Source organism: Mucilaginibacter sabulilitoris, from assembly GCF_034262375.1.
Taxonomy (GTDB): domain Bacteria; phylum Bacteroidota; class Bacteroidia; order Sphingobacteriales; family Sphingobacteriaceae; genus Mucilaginibacter; species Mucilaginibacter sabulilitoris.
Genome location: NZ_CP139558.1, coordinates 2,163,486 through 2,187,225, shown reverse-complemented (window position 1 = coordinate 2,187,225; position 23,740 = coordinate 2,163,486). Strand labels below are relative to the sequence as shown.

The 23,740-nt window shown below is 42.5% G+C and carries 22 protein-coding genes; 11 read left to right on the top strand and 11 right to left on the bottom strand.

The genetic code is table 11. The annotated features are described in order from the left end of the window. Window positions 1–696: 696 nt before the first annotated feature. Genes SNE25_RS09345 through SNE25_RS09335 form a run of 3 tightly spaced genes read right to left on the bottom strand, consistent with a single transcriptional unit; the run spans window position 697 to window position 3,507 of the window. Complete coding sequence (locus tag SNE25_RS09345; RefSeq protein ID WP_321564828.1) at window positions 697–1,665, bottom strand: ABC transporter permease; 969 nt, start codon at window positions 1,663–1,665, stop codon at window positions 697–699. Continuing rightward, window positions 1,646–2,626 (bottom strand): ABC transporter ATP-binding protein, encoded by a 981-nt coding sequence (locus tag SNE25_RS09340; protein ID WP_321564827.1) that lies wholly within the window; start codon window positions 2,624–2,626, stop codon window positions 1,646–1,648. Before SNE25_RS09340 ends, SNE25_RS09345 begins: the two co-directional genes overlap by 20 nt. A gap of 23 nt (window positions 2,627–2,649) precedes the next feature. Further along, the gene (locus tag SNE25_RS09335; RefSeq protein ID WP_321564826.1) at window positions 2,650–3,507 is read right to left on the bottom strand and encodes a COG1470 family protein; all 858 of its coding nucleotides are present in this window, start codon (window positions 3,505–3,507) and stop codon (window positions 2,650–2,652) included. Window positions 3,508–3,777: 270 nt separating this feature from the next. Between SNE25_RS09335 and SNE25_RS09330 the strand changes: the two genes are divergently transcribed. Genes SNE25_RS09330 through SNE25_RS09320 form a run of 3 tightly spaced genes read left to right on the top strand, consistent with a single transcriptional unit; the run spans window position 3,778 to window position 6,845 of the window. Then, window positions 3,778–5,325, top strand: coding sequence for an FAD-dependent oxidoreductase (locus SNE25_RS09330; protein WP_321564825.1), 1,548 nt, complete (start codon window positions 3,778–3,780; stop codon window positions 5,323–5,325). Continuing rightward, window positions 5,315–5,779: a hypothetical protein gene (locus SNE25_RS09325; protein ID WP_321564824.1), complete on the top strand. Its 465-nt coding sequence runs from the start codon at window positions 5,315–5,317 to the stop codon at window positions 5,777–5,779. Before SNE25_RS09330 ends, SNE25_RS09325 begins: the two co-directional genes overlap by 11 nt. Continuing rightward, window positions 5,760–6,845, top strand: coding sequence for a glycoside hydrolase family 130 protein (locus SNE25_RS09320; RefSeq protein WP_321564823.1), 1,086 nt, complete (start codon window positions 5,760–5,762; stop codon window positions 6,843–6,845). Before SNE25_RS09325 ends, SNE25_RS09320 begins: the two co-directional genes overlap by 20 nt. A 101-nt stretch (window positions 6,846–6,946) precedes the next feature. Here the strand turns inward: SNE25_RS09320 and SNE25_RS09315 are convergent, their stop codons facing one another. Continuing rightward, window positions 6,947–7,414 (bottom strand): DUF4142 domain-containing protein, encoded by a 468-nt coding sequence (locus tag SNE25_RS09315; protein WP_321564822.1) that lies wholly within the window; start codon window positions 7,412–7,414, stop codon window positions 6,947–6,949. A 141-nt stretch (window positions 7,415–7,555) separates the two neighbouring features. Beyond that, a complete protein-coding gene (locus SNE25_RS09310; protein ID WP_321564821.1) occupies window positions 7,556–7,747 on the bottom strand; it encodes a cold-shock protein in 192 nt (63 codons plus the stop codon). 1,017 nt (window positions 7,748–8,764) lie between these two features. Between SNE25_RS09310 and SNE25_RS09305 the strand changes: the two genes are divergently transcribed. The 5 genes from SNE25_RS09305 (at window position 8,765) to SNE25_RS31855 (ending at window position 13,037) form a co-directional block, all read left to right on the top strand. Next, window positions 8,765–9,910, top strand: coding sequence for a serine hydrolase domain-containing protein (locus tag SNE25_RS09305; RefSeq protein WP_321564820.1), 1,146 nt, complete (start codon window positions 8,765–8,767; stop codon window positions 9,908–9,910). 97 nt (window positions 9,911–10,007) lie between these two features. Continuing rightward, window positions 10,008–11,294, top strand: a complete 1,287-nt coding sequence (locus SNE25_RS09300; RefSeq protein WP_321564819.1) for an aspartyl protease family protein — start codon at window positions 10,008–10,010, stop codon at window positions 11,292–11,294. Window positions 11,295–11,344: 50 nt separating this feature from the next. After that, complete coding sequence (locus SNE25_RS09295; RefSeq protein ID WP_321564818.1) at window positions 11,345–11,833, top strand: nuclear transport factor 2 family protein; 489 nt, start codon at window positions 11,345–11,347, stop codon at window positions 11,831–11,833. A 51-nt stretch (window positions 11,834–11,884) separates the two neighbouring features. Further along, window positions 11,885–11,986 (top strand): winged helix-turn-helix transcriptional regulator, encoded by a 102-nt coding sequence (locus tag SNE25_RS09290; RefSeq protein WP_321564817.1) that lies wholly within the window; start codon window positions 11,885–11,887, stop codon window positions 11,984–11,986. A gap of 859 nt (window positions 11,987–12,845) precedes the next feature. After that, window positions 12,846–13,037 carry a hypothetical protein gene (locus SNE25_RS31855; protein ID WP_407667039.1) on the top strand — a complete coding sequence of 64 codons (192 nt, stop codon included), beginning with the start codon at window positions 12,846–12,848 and terminating at the stop codon, window positions 13,035–13,037. A gap of 318 nt (window positions 13,038–13,355) precedes the next feature. On the opposite strand, the gene SNE25_RS09285 is transcribed toward SNE25_RS31855, so the two are convergent. The 5 genes from SNE25_RS09285 to SNE25_RS09265 all read right to left on the bottom strand — a co-directional run bounded on the left by SNE25_RS09285 (window position 13,356) and on the right by SNE25_RS09265 (window position 19,716). After that, entirely contained in the window at window positions 13,356–13,565 is a 210-nt protein-coding gene (locus SNE25_RS09285) for a hypothetical protein (protein ID WP_321564816.1), read from the bottom strand. A 59-nt stretch (window positions 13,566–13,624) separates the two neighbouring features. Continuing rightward, the gene (locus SNE25_RS09280; protein ID WP_321564815.1) at window positions 13,625–14,431 is read right to left on the bottom strand and encodes a PKD domain-containing protein; all 807 of its coding nucleotides are present in this window, start codon (window positions 14,429–14,431) and stop codon (window positions 13,625–13,627) included. 246 nt (window positions 14,432–14,677) lie between these two features. Beyond that, window positions 14,678–16,327: a class I SAM-dependent methyltransferase gene (locus tag SNE25_RS09275; RefSeq protein WP_321564814.1), complete on the bottom strand. Its 1,650-nt coding sequence runs from the start codon at window positions 16,325–16,327 to the stop codon at window positions 14,678–14,680. A 4-nt stretch (window positions 16,328–16,331) separates the two neighbouring features. After that, the gene (locus SNE25_RS09270) at window positions 16,332–19,403 is read right to left on the bottom strand and encodes an Eco57I restriction-modification methylase domain-containing protein (protein WP_321564813.1); all 3,072 of its coding nucleotides are present in this window, start codon (window positions 19,401–19,403) and stop codon (window positions 16,332–16,334) included. Next, window positions 19,393–19,716 (bottom strand): helix-turn-helix domain-containing protein, encoded by a 324-nt coding sequence (locus SNE25_RS09265; protein WP_321564812.1) that lies wholly within the window; start codon window positions 19,714–19,716, stop codon window positions 19,393–19,395. Before SNE25_RS09265 ends, SNE25_RS09270 begins: the two co-directional genes overlap by 11 nt. A 371-nt stretch (window positions 19,717–20,087) precedes the next feature. Here SNE25_RS09265 and SNE25_RS09260 point away from each other — a divergent pair, with 371 nt between their 5' ends. Next, the gene (locus SNE25_RS09260) at window positions 20,088–20,489 is read left to right on the top strand and encodes a hypothetical protein (protein WP_321564811.1); all 402 of its coding nucleotides are present in this window, start codon (window positions 20,088–20,090) and stop codon (window positions 20,487–20,489) included. A gap of 268 nt (window positions 20,490–20,757) precedes the next feature. Next, window positions 20,758–21,108, top strand: a complete 351-nt coding sequence (locus tag SNE25_RS09255) for a DUF6984 family protein (RefSeq protein WP_321564810.1) — start codon at window positions 20,758–20,760, stop codon at window positions 21,106–21,108. Window positions 21,109–21,130: 22 nt separating this feature from the next. On the opposite strand, the gene SNE25_RS09250 is transcribed toward SNE25_RS09255, so the two are convergent. Further along, the gene (locus tag SNE25_RS09250; RefSeq protein ID WP_321564809.1) at window positions 21,131–22,234 is read right to left on the bottom strand and encodes a Fic family protein; all 1,104 of its coding nucleotides are present in this window, start codon (window positions 22,232–22,234) and stop codon (window positions 21,131–21,133) included. A 343-nt stretch (window positions 22,235–22,577) separates the two neighbouring features. On the opposite strand from SNE25_RS09250, the gene SNE25_RS09245 reads away from it, so the two are divergent. Continuing rightward, on the top strand, window positions 22,578–23,666 hold the full coding sequence (locus tag SNE25_RS09245) for a Fic family protein (protein WP_321564808.1): 1,089 nt from the start codon (window positions 22,578–22,580) through the stop codon (window positions 23,664–23,666). The last annotated feature ends 74 nt before the right edge of the window (window positions 23,667–23,740 follow it).

Genomic DNA, 23,740 nt, shown 5'->3' with positions numbered 1-23,740 from the left:
CGGGAATTTGCTTGTAGCCAGGCCTGGATCAGTAGTTCATGAATATAAAGGTGTGGAGGAACCGGAAATAGCGTTTCGAAATTAGTTGATGGCGACAAGATGGTTGAAGGGGAAGCAGTATAGCTATATATGCGGGTTGGAGGAATTGGTGAAAAGCTGGTACGAAGATCGTTGTGATAAGTATTGTTTTGACCCCAAAGACCACCCAAAGCTCATCAGTATCTTCCATAGGAGAATCGAATATAATTCATAACCAATTGACTTTCAATATTTTATGTGATTTAAAATTGGCTGCGCACCGAATTACCAACCATTTTTTGATGCAGATTATTTTTATTCGCAAATTTTACTTTACGAAGATACAAAATGTTGAAAACCCTAACAATTTTAACATCACAAAAAAGGCCGTACCATGATTCATTATACGGTGTTCTTAATTTGACTTGTGACAAGATTACATTATAGATCGAAAAAAACAAATTGGTAACCATTGTGGATGTTTGTGATAGTAAGAAGCTTTATTAACTATGGTCAGAAAGCTCTGAGATGTTAAGCATGTTTGGGAATCCATCAACACACGTTCCGATAAATAGATTCACGAATTTTAATATCAGGTCGCATATTACTTATGTGATTTTATGCCAGTAGTTGCTACGATCTGTTCCTGATGCCCAAAGATAGCGCATCATCGTTTTATTAACTACGTATCTCACGCCGCATGAAAAAGTAATAAGCCAGCGCAAAACATCCTACTGTTGATGCCATTAAACCGCTTACTTGCGGCCATACGATCATGACACTTTCCTTAAACGGCAGCGGAGCCGGTATGGCGCCCGCCATTTGCTCCATGGTTACAGGACCAAGACTGCGAACCGACGGCATTAGCAAGGTGGTAACGGCATCTGAGTAAAGCTGATTCGCGGCGATGCGTTGCAGATTCAAAATCAGATCGTTATAACTAATGATTTCGGTCTGGCTAAGATAAGCCGGATCAGGTAAGAAGGACTTGACAATAAGGGTAATGACAATCTGGTAAAATATCGTAAAGAACAACCAGATCCCGATGGCCGTAAGTGCGGAAGTTGCCGCTTGCTTAAACACAATAGAAAGCATAATAGATAGGCTTAACCAAAAAGCCACGTAAGCAATCGTGATCACAATAAACGCTAGTATGCGAAGCAGTTCCTGCGGCTCCATGCGTACACCAGTCAGTACTAATCCGCCGCCGATCATCAGCAAAGCCAATGCGGTAAATAAGCCGCTGACGATCACCAGTGCGCTTACAAATTTGGCCAGCAGCAAATTATCCCGGTAGATGGGTTGCGCCATCAGACGGGTCAAGGTGCCGCTGTTCTGCTCTGAATTGACCGCATCAAACCCTAAACTGATGCCCAGCAAAGGTGCCAGAAAACTCAGGAATACATGAAATGGCGGGATAGAATTATCGGTGGTTGTTAACAGCTTCAGGTATAAAAATAAATGATCAGGATCTTTTGTATTGCCTGTCGCTGATTTGATGTTGGCCAATGATACGTACATCGAAGCAATAAAAGTAAGCACGATGAGTGCAATCAATATGGCGAAGCGCCAACTGCGTATATGATCCGCTATTCCCTTGTGAACCATGACACGAAATGGCCTCGGGTCAGAAGATTGACTTTTCATGGTTTGTATTTTTTGTACTGTTGGATTCAAAATATTTCTGATAGATATCGTCCAGGCCGTAATTTTTTGGGTTTACGCCAATCACGTCGCAACCTTTTTCAACCAGGAAACGAACCAGCGCGGCAGTCAGGTCCCTTTTGCTGGTAAATTCCAATTCGTTTTCATGGATACTGATCCGGGTAATGGCTTCCCATGATTGGAGTTCCGGTTCCAGCGGCCAGGGTCGTGAAACGGCTTGTGCTACCCTGATCGAAGTGACATGGCTGTCGGTGCCGAATAGTTGGGCGGACAGGGCACTGATATCTCCCTGTGCGAGTAATTTTCCGCCGACAAAAATACCTACCCTGTCGCAGACCTGCTGTACATGGTGTAAGTGATGCGAAGAAAGCAAAACAGTAAGCCCCTGCTGCCGGCTCAGCTGTTTGATCAGCGCCAAAAACTCTCTCACGCCGGTCGGATCAATACCGAGTGTAGGCTCATCCAAAATGATAACATTGGGTTTTTTGATGAGTACATCGGCCAGGCCCAAGCGCTGTTTCATACCGCGCGAGAAAGCCGAAGTCTTCTTATGTTGGTCTACAGCAAGGCCTACAATTTCCAGCACTTCGGCCGAACGCTTTTTTAGTTCATTTTCCGGTACGCCGTTCAGTCTGCCGATATACACGAGATTTTCCAATGCGGTCATGTTATCATAAAAACCAACATTATCAGGCATATAACCCACTTTTCGCTTCACCTGTATCGGACTGCTGGTAGCGTTATGCCCGCAAACAAAGGCAGTACCGCTCGTAGGGTCGGTAAGCCCGAGCATCATCAATATGGTCGTGGTTTTGCCTGCTCCATTAGGTCCCAGCAGCCCGAAGATTTCGCCTTTCTGAATATCAAGGTTCAGATCATCAACGGCTTTAACAGCACCATAGTGCTTGGTTAAACCCTTTAATTGTATAATAGGATCTTTCATTGGTAAAAAATGGATTGGCTGTTTTATCTTCTGCCATATTTACGAATGAGATAATAAACGATGCCGATGGCCAGCAGGATGACCAAAACGCCGATCCAGCCGGAAAGCAAGGATGTTTTGACTGCTAGCCGGAAAGCGATCTGTGAGTTGGTATTGCTATTAGTTGCCGTAAAATTAGCAGCATAGTCCCCGGCAATGGTTTTGTCCGGCACTTTTACAGTCGCTTTAACATCGATGGTTTTCCCTGCTTCCAGTTGTTTGATACTGGCGGGTTCAAAGGTAGATTCCCAACCGGTAGGCAATTGTGCGGTAACCTGGAGGTCGTTCAACGGCAGCGTGCCGGTGTTTTTGACGGTCAGCTGCAATTCTTTTTGACTGCCGGAGGTTACTTCGTCGCTCAATCTTCCGGTTGGTGTGCTTAGTACCAGGCTGTAGGAGCCTTTTATTACGGCTTCCAGGTTCAGCGATAGCGTGTCGGAACCGGATACGGCTTTGATTGGAATCTTGTATTTTTTCGGGGAGGCGGTAGCAGTGGCATTGATCTCGATGGCAATATCCTGCGTTTTTCCCGCATCCATATTGATAGAAGTAACCTGGCTGCCGTCTACTTTATAGGCGATCATCCAGCCAAAAGGGAGATCGGTTTTGAGTTCGTAGATCTTGGCACTCGCCGAACCGTTATGCAGGGTGGTGTTGTAACGGAAGGTCTCGCTGGTGGCCGCCTCAATGTTCATCAGTTTGGCAGTAAAGCCTGATTTGCCGGCCGGCCATGTGACCGGCTGCTGCTGCGCCTGTGATGCAAAGGCCGATGCCATCAATAATAAAATAAATGTAAACATGCGCGTTGCGCTGAAGAGGGGATTTGATAATTGGAGTAACATGATCTAACAACTAAAATTTAAATGATAGCTTTCAAAAAATGCTTTTACGATAATTGGTTTGATGTTTAAAAATTGACGGCTCAAAGAAAAAAAGCAGCCAAAAAATTTCCAAAAGCTTTAACATTTTTTAACAATTAGATATTAGCCTGGACGAGTAAGCCCTGACATCCATTGTTGCTGAATTATAAAGATCGGGTATAACGGAGGATTTGTTCGATAAATAGGTAAGCTATCGCCAAACAGATTGATACTGATTTTTGTAATAGAATTATGGGAAAGACAACGAATACCGTATTAGCCCGCGACGGAGCACTGCGGGCTCCATGGCAGTATGGCGCAGCGACTATAATTTCGAAAGCTTTATTTGATACCACCGTCATTTATGATGCGCTGATCGTAGGTGGTGGCATCACCGGTATTACCACGGCACTGTTCCTTCAGAAAGCAGGAAAAAAAGTAGTGATCGCCGAAGCGCATAACCTGGGATTTGGAACTACCGGCGGGACCAGCGCCCACATCAATACCTTCGCGGATACTACTTATGCGGAAGCAGCGAGCGCTTTCGGCGAAGAAGGAGCGCAACTTTTCGCGGATGCGATCAACGAAGGTTTCAGGACCATTAAATCCAATATTGATACTTACCAGATTGATTGCGATTACGAAATCAATTCTGGCTACCTGTATGCAGAAACCGGGGATGAGGCCAAACAGCTCGACGATATCTACAACGGCGCCTTAAAAGTAGGCGTGCCTGTAAACTATACGGAAGAAGCGCCGACACCGGTAGCATATTTAAAGGCCCTGGTTTTCGATAGGCAGGCACAGTTTCACCCGTTAAAATATTTGCAGGGTTTACAAAAAGCATACTTGGAAGCAGGTGGTATAGTTTTGGAAAATACGTTGGTAACCGATATCGAAACTGATAATGGCGTACATATCGCGCATTTGCCAGCAGGTGTTATCAGGGCTAAAACGGTGATTTACGCTACGCATATGCCGCCCAATATCAATCTATTCAATTTTGAGTGCGCCCCTTACCGCAGTTATGTACTGGGCCTGAAATTAAAAACGGATACTTATCCGGATGCCTTGGTTTACGATATGCAGGAGCCTTATCATTATTTCCGGACACAGGTAATTGACAGTGAAAAACTTTTGATCGCCGGTGGTAATGATCATAAGGCGGGCCATGCCGACCCGGAAAAAGCCTTTGCCGATCTGGAAAAATACATCCGGAAATATTATAACGTGTCGTCGGTTAAATACCGCTGGTCATCACAATATTATGTACCTGTGGATGGCCTTCCTTATATCGGACAGATGCCGCTGGCGGCGGATGGTATTTACTGCGCAACCGGCTATAACGGTAACGGGATGATGCTGGGCAGTATCGCCGGCAAAATACTCAGCGACTTGGTCAGGAGACGGCCCAATAGATACCGGGACTTGTTCAATCCTTCCCGCATTAAACCGATAGATGGTTTCACCGAATTTGTTAAAGAGAATGCAGATGTCGCCTATCATTTTGTAGCTGATCGCGTAGGTATACATGAAACCGATTCCTTAAAAAGATTACAGCCGGGTACCGGCAAGGTCGTTGAGGTAGACGGTGAAAAGATCGCGGCCTACCGGGATAAACAAGGAATTATCCACGCGCTCAGCCCGGTTTGCACTCATGCCGCGTGTATCGTGAACTGGAACGGCGAAGAAAAAAGCTGGGACTGTCCCTGTCACGGTGCACGTTATGATATTGACGGAAATGTATTGACAGGACCGGCAACCAAAAACCTAATCAAGATCAGCAGCGATGAAAACTAAGGAAATATTAGCCAGTGGAATTACCGGTACAACTTTCATGACCCTGTTCAGCTACCTCATTTCGCTGGCCGATGGCGAAAACTTCAGCGAACCGGAGCGCCTCGGACAACTGGCTGGCCGTCTCATTCCGAAACTGGACAAGCAGCGGAGCCTGGCTTTAGGCTGGCTCGGTCATTATGGGGTAGGTCTGCTTTTTGCACTAGTCTATGTGGAGCTTTGGCGGCGCGGAAAATTAAAACCTGATCTGAAAACGAACCTTTGGTTGGGTGGCTTAAGTGGCTTGCTGGCAGTAGCAGTCTGGAAAACCACATTTAAATTGCATCCGCTGCCACCTTCGTTAAGTTTTAATAAATATTACCTGCAACTCGTTCCGGCTCACCTTGTCTTTGCAGTCTTCGCCGGGATCGGTTATCAAATCTTAAAAAGAACAAATCATGTTACAGATCATCAATGAGCCGGGAAAAAGCAGGATGGACCTGGCCCAGCGTTTCCCGGAAAATCCTTTGTTATTACCTAAAGACCTTGCGCCCAGCGCTGGTGGTTTACAAATCATTAGTCTGCTGAATCCGGGCGTATTCCGTTACGGGGGGAAAATATGGCTTCTGGTCAGGGTAGCAGAAGGGGTTGTGCAAAAGGAAGGTGTACTGTTTTTCCCCGCCCTGAACGCGACTGGGAATACCGAGATCATCGAAGTACCATTAAACGATCCCGACCTAATCGCCATCGATGCCCGGGTAATCAGTTATAAAGGCCTGGATTACCTGACCACAATCTCACATTTACGCTTATTATCCAGTGATGATGGTGTGCATTTCACCGAGCCGGGAGACTATGCTCCCATGTTTGGACAGGGCTACCTGGAACGATTCGGCATCGAAGATTGCCGGGTGAGCCAGATAGGCGATACTTATTATCTTACCTATACCGCAGTATCCGATAGTGGTGTTGGCGTAGGTTTGCAAACCACCAGAGATTGGCAATACTTTGAAAATGCGGGCATGATCCTGCCGCCGCATAATAAAGACTGCGCCATCTTTGAAGAAACCATCAACGGTAAGTATTATTGCCTGCACCGGCCGAGCAGCAAAGAGATTGGCGGTAATTATATCTGGCTGGCCGAATCTTCCGACGGCAAGCAATGGGGGAACCATCAATGCCTGATCAAAACCCGGCCCAGCCTTTGGGACAGCGCACGCGTCGGTGCCGGGGCGGCACCGATCCGTACCGGGCGGGGTTGGCTGGCGATTTATCACGGTGCAAATACAGAGCACCAGTATTGCCTGGGTGCTTTCCTGATGGATTTGGATAATCCTTCGAAGATCATTTCACGTACCGTTGAACCCATTATGGTGCCTACGGAACCATATGAATTAAGCGGCTTTTTTGGGCATGTAGTTTTTACCAACGGGCACCTGGCTGATGGTGACCGCTTGACGATGTACTATGGGGCGGCAGATGAGTTCGTGTGCGGCGCGCATTTTTCCATCAGTGCGATACTGGAACAATTGGTCTCCTATTAGCATATCAAAAGCTTGTCAGCAACGCTGCAGACCTTCGAACTACCGCAGGAAAATAAAAAAGGCCGCCCTGGCAAAGGCGGCCCGCTTCATAAGTGTGTGCTTTATTTCATGGTATCATGGATCTTTTGGATCGCCTCGAGGTGCATTTTTAAGGTTGGTAGTGTCTTCACCGCAAATGCTTTCAAATCCGGGTCCTTCAGGTTTTTAGTGGCATCCTCAAATTCTTTGATGTCGTTTTTGTGATCTTCGATCATATTATCAACATAGGCTTTATCGAAGTCCGCGCCTGATTTTGAAGAAAGATTATCTTTCACCTTTTGTTCGTCACTATCAATCTTTGTTGGTAAGGTGATCCCTTTGGATTTTGCAAGTGCCTTCATTTCCTCGTTGGCTTTACTATGGTCGCTGACCATCATACCTCCGAAATCTTTAACTTTTTGGTTGACAGCTTTCTGCTGGGCGAGCGTGCCGAGCTCAACTTCTGCTATGCCGCCATTAGCTGCCGCTACGGCAAATTTCGCGTCGTCCTTGTCGACTGCACGGCGGTAGGTCCGAGGGGCTACTTCCAAGGTGACTTGTCACTTTATTGATCGCAAAAAAAACCGTATTGATTTATACAAAAACGCTTTCCCGGGCTATGTTATGCATTAAGTGTAAAAAAAAAGCATCCTCAGAGTAGGAGGATGCTTTTACAATGATGATATAGTGTATTAAGCTATTTTTACATTTACTGCATTCGGGCCCTTACTGCCTTCTTCAATATCATAACTAACCACGCTGTTCTCACGAACATTGTCGATCAGGCCTGTGGAATGAACGAATATCTCGTTGCCACCAGTATTTGGTGTGATAAATCCGAAACCTTTGACTTCATTAAAAAATTTTACTGTTCCTTGTTGCATTATATTGTTATTAATAAGTGTGCAATATAATTATGATTATTCATGTATTTTCGTTTTTGTCAAAATATTTAACATTTATTTAAATCAGGCAGGTAAAAAATGAAACAATCAGGCAGGCAATTATCAGCTTGTTATGGTGATAAAGAACTTATTGAAAAAGGTTTTGATGATGGAAAAGTGATGAATTTTTATAAAGTTTATTTTAAAGAAGAAAATTGAATAACCATATATTAACTACACTGTAATTCTAATTTATCTTATATTTGTTTTAACGATTTAGAATCATTTTTCCATTGCGTGATTCGTAAAGTACTTGAGAATTAACATTGTAACATGTTGAAAATGAGCCAGTTATGAACAATGCCCATGACCCATCCACCTTCGATCTCTTCCATTAAAAACCTTAAAAGTCCATTAAACTTGCGGTGCGTAATTCGGTGCGCAGCTGTTATTATTTCGATATAAGTAACTGAAATATTAGATAATACAATCTCTACGATATTCTCGTCGGGCTACAAAGCCGCTTTAGGAAACTAGAGCGGCTTTTGTAATTTATATTCGGTAGTCAGAGACTACAAGCATATTTTTCCGAAATTATAAACTTCTGGTAGCGAGGGCTGAAAAACCAAACCTCAAAACATATATTTAGTGCATGAACAATAAAAAGCCTAAACCTTCATTTTTAAAAAATTTAAACTGGTACTCGTTAGCGTTGTTAATAGTTTCCCTTTTATTCGTCTATTTCATACCACGTGCTATTTTGTACTCGGATCACTTAATAGTTAGCTGCATCATTTTTGCATTTCTAAAGATAGGCAATCACGTTCTGCTTTAATAGTGCAGCAGGAAAGCCCAGGGTGCAGTTCACATGTTTTTTTCCGTAAGCTTTGCTGCTACTTAATACTCTTGCAGTATTAGAATGATATTGATTCTTTTCTCCAGTTCTGCATGATCAATGAGGCGTTCGCAGTTAAACAGATCGATGAGGGAATCTTTATCAATAAAAGTTATGTGGTTATGACAATACCAACACTGCGTATAAATAAACCTTTTAGTTTTATACTCCTGGTTCCGGCCTTTTGCCTGAACAGTCTGGCCTGTACCGGGCAGATCCGGGCGGTATCATCAGATAACCTGCTTCGTTCGCGGCTGGATTCGCTAGTCGATAACAGCGTTCAGCGGTATTTTCAGGATAAAAAAGCTGTGGGGCTTTCCATAGCCTTGGTGCAGGACGGCAAACCATATTTTTACAATTACGGGGAGACAAAGGCGGGTAACGGGCAGCGACCCGATAATAAAACCATCTATGAGATCGGTTCCATGACAAAATCTTTTACGGGGATCATCCTGGCCCGGGCCATACTGGACAAGAAGATCAACCTGGAAGATGACATCAGGAAATATCTAAAAGGTTCTTTTCCCAATTTAAGCTATAAAGGCACGCCTATACATATTAAAGACTTGGCTAACCATACCTCAAGAATCACGCGAATATTTCCAAATATGTGGGAACGCCCCACCTATGATTCACTCAATCCCTTATCCAATTACTCCCGGCAGCTTTTGTATGAAGGCCTGCGTCAAATGAAAATGGATACACTTCCCGGCAAAATTCACTCCTATTCTAATATGGCGGTTGCTTTATTGGGGGCAATACTGGAAGACGCATATGGGCAGGACTACTTTTCGCTGGTGTCAAAAAACATCCTGAAACCTTACCACATGAGAGATACCCGTATCGAAATCGCATCACTTCCGGCCAGCCGGGTCGGGTGGCCGCATAACGCACAAAGGCAATCGGTGCCTCTTTGGGATTTGGGGGAAGTACCCGCGATGGGGGCTTTAAGATCTACAACTGCCGATCTGGTCAATTACATCAAGGCTAACAATGCCGAGACTAATCCGGCTATTAGGCTTTCCCATCAACGAACTTTCGGTACCGATCTGGAGGGCATGGCCCTGAATTGGTTTATCCACAGTAGCTCGAAAGGCTATCGCATATTAGAACATGGCGGTGGTACGGGCGGTTCCCGCAGTTCATTGGATTGTTTCCCGCAGCTTAATGCAGGCCTGGTGATCCTCACCAATAGCCTGGCTAACCGAAATGACCTGGAAAAGGAGCTGGTCAACATACTGGTGGAACTGGCCAAAGATCCAGAATAGTACCAAGAGAAGAGACACTGTCGTGTATCGAAAAATCCTATCAAATGAAATTGTAACCTGATGACAGTCTTCCTGTCTAATCATTAAAAGCCAATAAATGAGCCCGTCAAGAGTAATCAACCGGATGCTTACTATAACATGTGGATTTGCAATTGCTCTCCTTTTAACATCAGGACAATTTGCCTTTGCTCAAAGCGACCCGCCCGTTGTACGGGCTTCATCTAAAACCGCCAGTATCAGGGACGGAAAGCACTTCAAAAAAGGCTATTGGGCTATCATGCCCGAAAGAAAACCGGACTACTATTATGCAGAGATTCCTGAAAAAGCACATACTATTAGCTTCATTACAGACCTGGATTCTATTGCATTCGATGTCACCTATGGAAAAGAGTATGATTTCATTATTTTGCTGAACGGAAAGGACAGTTGTTTTACACGAATTTCAGCCAGGTACAACAATTTTAATGCTTCCATGCGAAAAACTACAGGCGCCGGACCAGACACCATCCCCTTTACTTTGGGGGACAATCATAAAGTATACGTTAATGCAAAACTAAATGACGCTGAGGTCACCAATATACAGCTTGACTTGGGTGCAGGAGGAATCCTCATCAATAAAACTTCTGTTAAGAAAGTAAAGATGAACTTTAATGGGCAAGTTACCCTTACCAATTCGGATGGGGTGAACCAAGTGCCCTTCGCCAGTAAGAATTTCCTGCAAATTGGAAACCTGGTCTGGGACAGCGTAAGCATTGCTGTAGCCAATAACATGAAGGATCATGAAGACCTTCTCATCGGCAACTCCTTGTTCAAAGACAAAATACTGGAGGTCAACTATGACAAGAAAATATTAGTCGTTCATGACACCCTACCGCCTCAAATAACCGCTTATTCCCGTCACGACGTTATTCTTGATGGCGGTGTGATACCGTACATTACGGTAAATCTTACCATCCGCGGCAAAACCCAAACAGGTTGGGTGATGTTTGATACTGGCGCCCGCACATCCATTCTAAATAGCACTGACGTGCCTATTCCTTACCGGATCGTGAACGAACTAGCAGCTATGATTGGTTTGGATGGGGCGATGAAGCCAAAGCTGAGTATTGGCAATTACCGGCTTTCAGAATTTGAATATAAAACACGGAACATGGGTGGAGAAGGGCTAAATATGATCCTGGGTAGCGATCTGCTGAAAAGGTTCAACCTGGTGCTCGACAATAAAAATGGCTATTTGTATATGCAACCTAATTCGCTTACCAAAGCACCTTACAGACAACGGGATGAATATTACGTAGTAAGAATGGTGACAGGATTAGTCATTCTTTTGGCAGGAATCGTGATGTACAGAAAAATGAGAAAAAAATACAGGCCACAAACCTAATCGATGTAACCTTTGGTTTCCTGCGATGATCTCAATTAAAAAAAACGAATATGAAATCTTTATTTATCTGTGCTGGTTCGGTCGCACTGAATGTTGCATTCGCATTGCCAGCGGCTGCGCAGCAGCAAAGCAATATGGTTCCAAAACCTGATCCACTATATCAAATAGTAGCCGAATTAGATAGCGCTATGTTCTCCGCCTACAATAAACGTAATCTCGAAGGATTAATGGGCTTCTTCTCTCCCGACCTGGAATTTTATGACGACCGGAGCGGCTTAACTGATTATACGCACAACCTGGCCGCGTTTAAAAGGAATTTTACCGATCCAGTTCATTCATCAAGGCGGGAGTTGGTCAAGGGCAGCCTGGAAGTTTACCGTTTAGGTAGTTTTGGCGCATTAGCCATTGGCGTACACAAGTTTTATGGGACGGTTAATGGCAAGGAAGAATTGGAAGCCACTGCAAAGTTTACCGAAGTTTGGGAAAACAAGAACGGCAAATGGCAGGTAAAGCGCGAAATGAGTTATGACCACCGGTAGGGTTGTCCGAAATTATGTTGACCACTATTAACATGGAACTATTACTGTACTTTGGGCCTTTCTTTGGCGAAGGAACTTAAAGATTTAGAACAACACCAACTCATCAAAAGAATTGTAATTGACAGCTACCCCATTAAGATCTCATACCAATGAGAACCTTACACAGATACGTTAACACCCATCATCTATTCCCTGAAAGATTTTGTTTAAATATCGATTATCATCAAGTGAATGATAATTCAACGAGGGCAAGTGGAGGCGATTTTTACAATGATACGGTAATATAAAAATAAATAAGAAACGTTCGCAAATGTTTCGGTAAATATAGGCGAAAGCAATAAGTGATTTTAGTTTATAGGGGCAGATATTAAAAATAATAGAAAAACACTGAATAAAATGACAGGGTTCAAATTACTTCTCATGATCAGAGAATGATCATGTTCAGGTTTTACAAATCAGGAAGCTCCTTTCACTTCAAGTGCATTTGCTTCAATATTACTTTTAACCAGGGACTTCCTGCACGCCAGGGTTTCAGGTCAGGAAATATGGATCCACGATGCACCACCCTTTGATATCGTACCAGAAAATGCATCTGTTATGACTCTCAAGGCGTTAAATCTAACGTGCTATTTTTTGAGAAAAAACGATCCTCAGAAACATTGGGGACAAAAGATATTTGGTTTTTATGATTATTGTACTAAAACACATCATACTCCCCAAAAAAGGCCAATTGCTTTTTAACATCTTACTGATTTTGTAAAAAACTATAGTCATTCCGATTTTCCAAACGTGAGAGTTCAGAATAGTGTGGTCAATGGCTTCATATTTTCCAATTAAGCAGCTAAATATTTGTCAGCGATGTTCTTATTTTGAATCTCGTCAATCTGAATTCCCGTTAAAAGCGCTGCCATATCAATATCAATATTCTGCAAACGCAGAAAAAGCGATCCAGTGTAAGCTGAACGTATCCTAATTCAATTTTGCTATAAGAACTTTGTGAGATATTTAATTTATATGCCACGTAATCTTAAATTGCCATATACAAAGATCATTCTTAATAGCTGCAGGAATAGGAAACCTGAAAACAGTCGGTAATTATCTAAACGATTTAGAAAAGGCTGGTTTTTTAATAAGTGAATACGTTGGAAAAGAAAAATTATATCTAAATAGTGAATTAATGAAGATCTTGAAAGCTAAAGCTTGATAACATCATGAAGGTATTTCATGCACAGAACCTAATTAATAACTACGTAAATATCCTTAGGCCAGTTAATACAATTGCCAGCAGTATCGCATTTATGTTTTATAAACATCCATATAACCTTGAAGTTCCTTTCTAATCTCTACAGGATAATCCAATTTATGCGATCAAGTCCTGCTAAGCTGAAGGCTGGACCCTCCTTCTTTACTCGGCAATAGGCATTAAAGACTTCCCATATGTCTTTTTTCTTGTGATTCAGTTCCAGTTTGTAAACCAGTGCTTCCAACTCCTCAATCTGAAGGATAACTAGAGGTTTGACAATTAGGTTAGAGAATTGCCCTCTTTCTCTTCCCATTTTTGACTGAAAGTAATCTTCATCATCGCGAAATCGTAGATTTTATCATTCAGGATGCATACCGGGTAAATAGTCAGTTTTTTGTCCGTCTCCAGTTTTGAATCAAAGTTATTTTTTAGAATCGACAGATTTTTAATTGAACCATCCAGTTGCCGAAAGCTGTCAAAAAAATCCATCTTATCTCGAGTACTCGAAAAATAGTTATAATTTGCTCCAGGGATATTTATTTTACATATTATTCATCATAACCGCCGATAAGTTCAATAACGCTAAAAAGTTTGCATGAAACAACAAAGATATTGTTATCAATATCTTCCCTCTCAATTTGCCATGAACTACCAAAGTCGCGATTTGACATAATATCATATTCCTTTCCGGCCGTATCTTTGGCAATTAATGAAAGAACAAGACTTCTGTCCATGATCATCTTCTTATCCAGCACGACCCTTTTTGCGACAGAAATTTCTAAAGGTATCTCAGTTTTATTTGATACATTTTTAATTGGACTACTTGCGTAAAGCACGGGGGAATTTATCAGTATACCATGCTGTATGACATCTCCTTGTGTATAACTTTGAAGTTTAATATTAAGGTCTGCCTTGTTGTCTGCCGGCCATAAATAATTGAAGTTGTCGATATCATCAGATTTTGTGTCCCAAAAAACTGACTTGATAATGATCTTTTTCAGGATTCTATCAGCAACGACGATCTTCTTTTGAATTGCAGAGGAATCTCCATTTTCAGACTTTACGGTTAAAGTAACAGTGTATGTTCCTGGTTTCGAGAAGCTGCATAAAACATTTTTGCCTGTTGCGATTGTTCCATTCCCGAGGTTCCAACGTACAGCATTGAAACCTTTTGAAGCATTAGCCAATACCAACGTATCATTGGTTCCAACTTTAAAGCTTTCCGAATTTATATTGCGAAAAAGAAAATCGGCTTTCGGTGATTCCTTTGAAATATCTTTTCCTTTTTTACAGCCAGAAAATATAAGAAATAGTGAAAAAGATATTGTTGAAAGGAAAAATAATTTTTTACTCATAGTTTATAAAAATGCAAAGCAAATGAAGCTCTTGACTAAAAAGAAATATTAAATTAAATATTGTTAATATTAAAACAATATATATTATTGACCAAAATTAAAAAAATTCATGAATTAACTAAATCTTTCGCGTCGATAATCCGGGATTGACATGTTGTTGAGGAACAATTTGAATAAAAATAATAACCATATAAGTTAAATACCTAAATAAATAATTACAAAACTTCTCAGCCCGCTAAATAATATTTATTTCCTGTTCAGCCTACGGCCGGAAAGCTTTTTCCAGATGCTGCGGAACTGTTTTACTTCTGCAGCAGTGAATTTCAATTGCTTGATCAATAATTCCCTATCTATTAAATCCATAACCTCTTCAATACGTCGTTCTCGGATCAAGCCGTCTACCTTTTCAAAATCAACACGGTCATGCACTAATAGCGGTAATGGAATTTCCCCGATCTCCGTTGGCTCAAAGGTAAGGACACCGCCACCATAACTTCGCCCCGTGATCTCAGAGAAAGCGAAAGTAAGGGAGTTCAAAAATGAAAGGGCGACTTTTTTAGGATCAACTTTCGGCTGGAAACGCACGCGGTGGATCGTATCTGTGGAAGAGGCATTAGTCTCATTAACGATCAGCTTAGGATAATCCCCTACCTGCCTCAAGGCAAAACCTCCTGGTTCATAAACCGAGGGTGTAATATACCAGCGTTTCCTGATTTTGCATTTATAACCTTTATGATAATTCTTAGATTCTCCGAAACGGATATAAGCCTGGCAGGTTGGTGGCAATTTATCGAAATCTTCATCCGGCGGCAGGAATAAAAAGCTATCTATTTCCGCGGCCGCATTTTCCAAGAAATCCTGTTCCGTAAATTTAATGCCGCGAAAATGCGCCGAACGGCTGACCACTCTTTTAGTATAAGGCAGGATACCCCATTGTTCGGCGGTTTGCTGCGTGATCATAAAGAATTCGTTGATCCCTGTCACCAGGCCTACGTTTGTAATCATTAATTCACCCGCCAGCTGGATGCGCGGATCAGTTTTGAACCGCCGCAGCAAGTGGATCTCCGCTTCGTCTAAAAAGTATTTTGTCCATTTCTCCGTATTATGTTCCAGTATTTTAACGTCGCCATTTTGAACTGCCTCTATATCCAGGGTTTCCAGTTCTTCCAGCGAAGTAACCTCAACCACACGTATACCGTTATCACCCGCCACTTCTTTTTCGCAAAGTAACAGTACCACCTCTTGTTGAATATCTTTGAACACCAATTTCTTAAAAGTCACAATGGTTACTCTTTCAAAGAAGCGAGACAAGAAAACACGCGTCTCAGCCGCGTATTTCACTTGGAAAAGCTCAGCCGGGATCACCATGCCTAATTTCCCACCAGGATTTAAACGACCTGCCGACAGAACCAGGAACGGTACCCAGATATTTGTCAGTTTATTTGGATTCAGGCCCATTTCCTGCATCATGTATATAGCCAGGCTGCGGTGTTCTTCAGGAAAATTCTGGTAACGAATAAAGGGCGGGTTACCCACCACCACGTCAAACCGTTCGGCCGGGTTGGCTGCCAAAAAGCTAAAGAAATCTGCATTGGTGATCGTTGTTGAATTCAGTCCATAATTAGCGGCACGTGCCTTAGACTTTTGCGCTTCCACGGCTAATAATTCTACTCCCTTAATCCGCCCAAACAATTCATTTTTCGGTACACCAATCTCCAATAGCCTTTGGATAACGGCCTCAACGAAATTGCCGTCCCCACAGCTGGGCTCCAAAACACGCACAGCCGGTTCCGTGATCGCCCATTTACAAATAAAATCAGCGATCGGCTGGGGTGTATAATAACCGCCGCGCAGCTTACGGGAATCAATATTTTCTTCTACTATGATGGGTTCCATCGCGTTATTCTTCAAAATCTGTTATAAAAATCTGGTCACTAAGCGCTGTGTTGATATCAGATACTGTGATTCCGTATAATTGATTCACCTGTTCCAGCAGGCCTGTTTCTAAAAACTCCAGTTTTCGCCGCAGCACTACTTTCCTGGCTGGGTTCTGCATATCTTGATAACTCTTTTTCGTGCTAATCACTTGCTTGACTGTCGCTATCACGTCGTCATGCAGTTTGAGTTCCGCCGCATCTGCGAAATTTATTGCACGAATAGGTAAGCGCTCCATAAACTGCTTACCATGCGAATAATAAGCGCCTCGGAATTCACTAGCACCCGACTTGATCATGCCTTCGAATAAAGGATGAGCCAGTATTGCCATGAAATATAATGGCGAATAACCTGTGCTGCTCAGTAGGGAATAGTAAGGACCGTTGCCGCCACCGGTGAACTGGATGTTCGCCTCGTCAAACACATAACTGGCTTCTTTTGATAATACTGGCCAGATCAGCTTATTGTTCGCATGAAACTTGGTAAGGCTTTGTGAACGTCCGAACTGGTACCACTTCGGCTCTTTAGAACCGTTGATGCTTCTTTTTTCCAATGCCGCTTTATGCAGGAAAAGGTAAGTCCAAGCCAGCGGGTAATTGGCTTCGAAATAAGCTTCGTTGAATACTTCCGCCTTGTCCGCAATTATATAGGGAAAGATCATCTGGGCATTACCCTGTACAATGTCAAACAGCCCAAAACTCAAGTCGTAAAGACAGGATTTACAGATCGCCTTTTCTACTTCATAAGTAACGCCGCCTTTATGGAAGCTGTAGGTTGCCGCTGTTTCTGCAATTGGTTGGAAAATATAGATCTTGTCGGCGCTGGTTTGTAGTCCCACGGTAATCTCCGCCACGCTGTTCAGTGGAACGGTGCCGGCCGCATATAGTTTATTAAAGACCTCCTGGGTTTCCTCCGCCAAGAAAATCCAGGGTTCTTCCCCAAAATTTCCTTTTTCATAAGTTTTATAAGTGGTGCGGCCAGAGTATAATTCCTTCGCCAGGTGTTTGATCCGCTTAAATTCAAACTGATCATTGCCGGTCGGCCCCAAAACAACGATCGCGGTATAAGTGCTGCGCTGCGGGAAAACCTGCGTTACCCCAAAGTGGATGATCTTAGCCAGTTCGCTGTTGCTTGTTATAAAACGGCGTAGCGCTCGGCCGCCTTTTACGATAAAGAATTTATTGGGCACAATATAACCTAATCGGCCGGAAGGCAACAGCAGTTGTACGGCCCGCTGGATAAACAAATAGTATTTATCAAAAGTATCCGACTGGGCCACCGTATAGCCCGCCACAGCGTGCTGGTAGAATTTGATTTCTTCCGCCAGGTACTTCACCATATGCTGGATACGGACATAAGGTGGGTTGCCAATGATCGCGTCGAAGCCGCCTGATCCAGCTAAGAAAGGAAACTCCGTCGACCAGTTAAAAGGCTTGACCTTATATAGCAGGTCATCATTGTTAATGGCGGTTAGGTCGAAAGTAAAATAGCTATCATCTACCAGCGAGTTACCGGTTTTGATATGGCCGTCCAGTGAAGGTAACACCTTTTTACCATGATGAGCTAAAAAGTGATTCACCGATCCTGAATCCTCCTGCTCTAATAATTTAAGGAATAGGCTAAACTTGGTTACTTCAACCGCGTAGGGATTAATATCCACCCCGTAAATATGGTTAAGAAGTACCGCGTGTCGCCCTTTTAAAGTCAGGCTATATGAGCCTGTTTTGTCCAAAGCCAAAAGTTCATGGTCAGGGTCGCCCGTGGCAATCAAGGCCAGCGTGATCTTTTCTAGCAAGTAATCGTAAAGCGCAACTAGGAAGGTACCCGAGCCGCAGCAGATGTCCGCGATCTTCAGGTGCTCTATTTCGGCCAATGTTTTGCCTTTAAACAAGGGCTCTAGTGTTTCACGGATCAATTGTCGCACCACCAGTTTAGGTGTCGGCACTACGCCGCTGGATGCCGCTACTTCTGGTTCTTCTACCAGTGTGATCTGACCTGGCGCGGTAACCGAAATTCGACTACCTAAGTAGCGTTCATATATCTGTCCAAGTATGGCTGGATCCACCACGGAGAAATCATAAGGACTTTCCGGGTAATAGAGTTCGTTAAAAATCCCCACCAGGATAGCTGCATCCAGATTGATCCGCAAAGAGAGCTGATCGTCGATGAAATCGAACAGGCCGGAATTATATTTTTGATCAGAACTCAAGAAAACCACTTTCAGTTCGTCATAGTTTTTTACCTTTTTCAAGGTCTCGTATTTTTCAATATCGCGGTCTTCGCAAATACGCAGGAATACGATCCGGTTCAGCAAACGCTGCACCAGGATATTAACCGTTTCCTCATCCAGTCCAGGGTTACTGGTGATGATGTTTCCCGCCAGCTGTAGGCGCCATTTTTCTATTTGACCCAAGAACACCTCATCAAAAGTGGTAAGTTCTGGTACACTCAGTGAAAAATATTCATCCAAAAAGCCCGCTGATATCGAAGAATAGGAAAGCAGGTCGTAAAGAACATCAAGGTTTGCCAGAAAGTCTGTATGCCGAAAAATGCGATATCGCGCAACAGAAGGTTGATCCGTGCTATTGGGCTGGTAGCGGCAGTCATAAACTACCAGCCTATCAAAATTCGTTAAAATCGTAACCCCTAAGTTCGCACTCCAACCATAACGGCGTGCCTGGAAAGCCGACCCGGCAGAATGCTCAATATCTACTGCTACTTTTTTAGCTTCCACGAAAACTTTCCTGGTACCTTGTACACGCAACGTATAGTCCGGATTTTTTTTGGCTAAGATATCAGCTTCGACAACCTCTATGGCCTCCTCTTGGATGACATCACGCATGAACTGCGTTTGGGCAGATTCGTTATCGATATCCCAGCCGAATGTCTTCAGTAGTGGGCTGATAAAATCCACGCGCAACTGCGCCTCGTTATAGGTATTTTTACTATATGCATCATACTGGGCAACAAACGCTTCCACCAGCTGTTGCAACTGCAAACGGCATTCTTCTTTAGTATGGGTAACATTATAAGCCATTTGCCAGTGTTAAATTATCTTTTAAATGATTTTTAATTTGGGCACCCGCTAGCGTGATTGCTTTAAGGCCCAGTTGCTCTCCGGCCACCACGTCCAGCAAATGATCCGCCAGCCATAGGGTCAGCAATTCTTCACTGTCTGCTTGCAATGCCAAAGCGAACTGATTAACCTGTTCTTTTTTAGCTTTGCGATCGCCGCTTTCGATCTTACTTAACATCGGTGAGTCTATATGTAGCCGGTCAGCTACCTGCTTTTGTAAGAGCCTGCCGTCTTCGCGGAGCTGCCTGATCCTGGTGCCGAACTGGTTTGCCATTACTTGTCAAATTTTGACAAGTTTAAACTAAAATCCTTAGCACCAAAAATAATTTTATGCACATTTAAAAGGAGCGCAATATTGTTCTATTATTATTAACGTTATACAGCAGTACTTATAATCCTTTTATTAAATGTGCAAATTTAGATGCCTGTTATTTTGTATATTTGTTAACCGTCTCTAATTTTGCGATTTAGAAATAGAATAGCACTATCAAAGGCAGACGGGGACAAACGACCGAGCGTCATTATCTGGGGGGCGCCCTGAATACAGCAAACTACGACGTAGAAACCATAAAGTATAACCTCAACGACCAGATCACCAGAACACAGCGTAAGCACTGGACATCAGCTAATACTGCGACACCGGCAGTGACAGTAGATAATCAGTATATCTATGACCATATGGGCAGGAAGGTAAAAACCTGGGAGCAGATTACTAATGGCGGTCAGACAGCAGACACCCGCACGCTGATATCTCAAATGGATTATAACGAGACTGGCCAGTTGTGGAAAAAGCACCTGCACAGCACGGATAGCGTAAACTTTCGGCAGGATATCACTTACGCCTACAATGAACGCGGCTGGCTGAAGACGAACAGTTCGCCGCTTTTTGCCGAGGAACTGCGTTACAATACCGGGGCAACCAAATACTATAACGGTAATATCGCTTACCAGTTTGCCAGGAACTTGCGGTTTAGTGATTTAACGTTGGCAACGGAAATAGTAAAAGAGTACAGTGCATTGGGCGTCATATGCAGTATTCAAATTTAGATAGCTAATGACAACGTGCAACGTAACTAATCAAAATTTCGCATGCTATTAGATATCTTTAATAAGCGGGTTTGATTCCATCTGAAATAAAAGCAGTTCAAACGGCCATAAAAAAATGATTTGCCAACCGTGGTTAGTCAAATGACTACTGGAAAGTTAACCATTAGGACACAATAACCGTTAATGGAGTTGAGGTTACCTGCAAAGCGATGAAATTGCGAAATGGTGTAATTAACGTTGGAAGAATTACTATTCCTAAATAAATTATATGAGAAATCTAAAAAAAGAAGAACAAGATCTAATTGTATTTATGCTAAGAGATAACTCTCTTAATAAGGATTATACCCAAGATATATCTAAAAGTACTGTCCAAGAAATGGATGATGGGGGCATGGGGAGTCTTAAGTTCTTATACAATGACGGAAAAATGCGGAAATTCCACAAAGGAATAGCTAACATCTCAATATTGGATATAGACGAAGTTCCAGTTAGCTTTGCTATTAATGTCGATGATAACGGCGACTTATTTGAATTGGATGTATTTAAAGGTGACTTTTCGCCACTACAACAGTTCCCTATTCCTCCATACAAAGTGTTACCCCCACCTCAACGCTTGTAATAAGAAAGCCTATTCCTAAAACCTAAACTAAATTCAACTGATATCGTATTGACCTTCCCGCCCCCTCCTGAACTAAAACGCCCATGGCTTGGAGCTCTTGCAGGTCACGAGTAGCGGTAGCTTTAGAGGTTTTAGTAATGCCAATATATTTCTTAGCTGTCATCCCTCCTTCGAAGCCATCGGCGCCTTTTTCGAGGATCTTATTGACAGCTTTCAATTGTCGCTCATTAAGCTGATGCTTATATCGGTCGAAAAATTGAGATTTCCTCAACGTAAACTGCACCATGGCCTTTGCATCACGTTGGGCTTCCAGAATTACAGAAGCGAAATAATTAATCCAAGCGGTGATATCCAATGACCGCTGTGCTTCCTTTAAGGCGGCGTAATAGGTCGCTTTATCGTGTTCAATGATTTTAGAAAGGCTGAGCATAACAGGTCGTCCGATAGATTGTGACAACGCTTTCTCTGAGATAGCGCGTCCTATACGACCATTACCATCTTCAAAAGGATGTATAGATTCAAAATACAGATGCGCCACAGCCGACTTGAGTACCGCTTCGGCAACTTCCCCTTTCAGTGGAAAAGTAGCTTTATTGTACCATTGAACAAACCTCTCCATTTCTTTAGGAACATCGGAAGATGGTGGTGCTTCATAATGTATGATCTCTCGGCCGTACGCACCTGAAACTATCTGCATAGGCTCGACCCCTATTCTCCATTCGCCAGGATTAATGTTACGTGCGCCGGTCATCAACATTTCGTGCCAAGCTTGGAGCATACCCAAACTTAGCGGCCGATCAAACGATTTCCGTACATCTAGTAGTAATTGAGTCACCCCTCCCGCCCGTTGATCCTTTACGTTAATGAGCGTTTCATTCAGGCCGAGATTATTTCTAATAGATGACATTACATCCTCACGGCTGATATACTCGCCCTCAATTTCAGAGGTTTTAACCGCTTCAGACAACATGAGCTGAAGGAGAGTTTCTTGCTTTAAGTCGTCAGGTAGTCCTTGAATCACACCGCTTACCTCTCCTGTTTCCTGCGCAAATGCCAAGATTAACGGTTGGATTTCCTTTACTTCATAAACAAAGTTAGGCCATTCTAAAAGTTGCCAATTGTACATAATGAGCCGATTAGGTTAATTATTCGGCTCAAATTTAACTAATTTTTGAGCCAATATTCATTTTTAATCGGCTTAATGTTCGTTTTATTGACTTTATTCTTAAAGCCAAAGTCTTTACTACGGGTTTACAGTAAATTCTTTGCCCCGAAATATTTCCATTGCTGTCTATATGACTTGTGCCAAAGGTTATGTCAGCATGTTTTTTTATAAAAGTTGGGCTTTAGGGTTTTTAAAGGTAATCCACAATGAGGGTAAATTTTACGCTCGAAAATTAAACAAGAGTAAAAAATACCTATATTTACTCTTGAAATATACACGAGTGTAAAACTTACTTTCGACAATTATGGTATACGATCCTGAAAAACCCTTTAATGATTTACCACCATTACCGCCAAAACAGGAAATTGAAACAGTAAATATTCTGAAAAAGACCATTAAAGCAAGTAGGGCGCTAGCCGAGCTGAAGGGAGCTGTAACCAACCTGCCAAATCCAACCTTATTTGTAGATACGATCAATCTGCAAGAAGCACAGGCAAGCTCTGCCATTGAGAATATTATAACTACGCAAGACGAGTTATTTAAAGCATCTATCTCTGATAAAAAAATTGAAGACCATGCAACCAAAGAGGTTATTCACTATAAGGATGCTTTATGGCACGGCTTTGAACAGTTACAGTATCGCCCAGTGCTTAATACCAACCTTTTTATCTCTATAATGCAGATAATAAAGGAAAATACGTCTGGCATAAGAAATACACCCGGGACAAAATTAACAAATCCAACAACCGGGAAGGTGGTTTATACACCGCCTGAAGGTGAAAATATTATAAGAGATAAGCTCAAGGCCTTAGAGGATTTTATACATGCGGATGATCAAATAGATCCGTTGATTAAACTGGCACTCATTCATTACCAGTTTGAAGCTATTCATCCCTTCATTGACGGTAACGGCAGAACTGGCCGTATTATCTTATTACTGTATTTAAAATTAACAAGTCTGCTTAAGCTTCCAGCGCTGTATATGAGCGATTATATCATTAAGCACAAATCCGAATACTATACGGGCCTGCGTCTAGTTACAGAGAAAGCGGATTGGGAGACTTGGATAATTTATATACTTGCTATGGTGGAAAGTACGGCTATAAAGGGTCGGGAACAAATTTCCCAAATTGAAAGACTAATGTCTGAAATGGGCGCCGCGATACAAAAGCAACTGCCTAAAATTTATTCTAAAGATTTGATGGAGGTGTTGTTTAAATTGCCATATACAAAAAGATCATTCTTAATAGCTGCAGGAATAGGAAACCTGAAAACAGTCGGTAATTATCTAAACGATTTAGAAAAGGCTGGTTTTTTAATAAGTGAATATGTTGGAAAAGAAAAATTATATCTAAATAGTGAATTAATGAAGATCTTGAAAGCTAAAGCTTGATAATATCATGAAGGTATTTCATGCACAGAACCTAATTAATAACTACGTAAATATCCTTAGGTGTGAGATTTAGA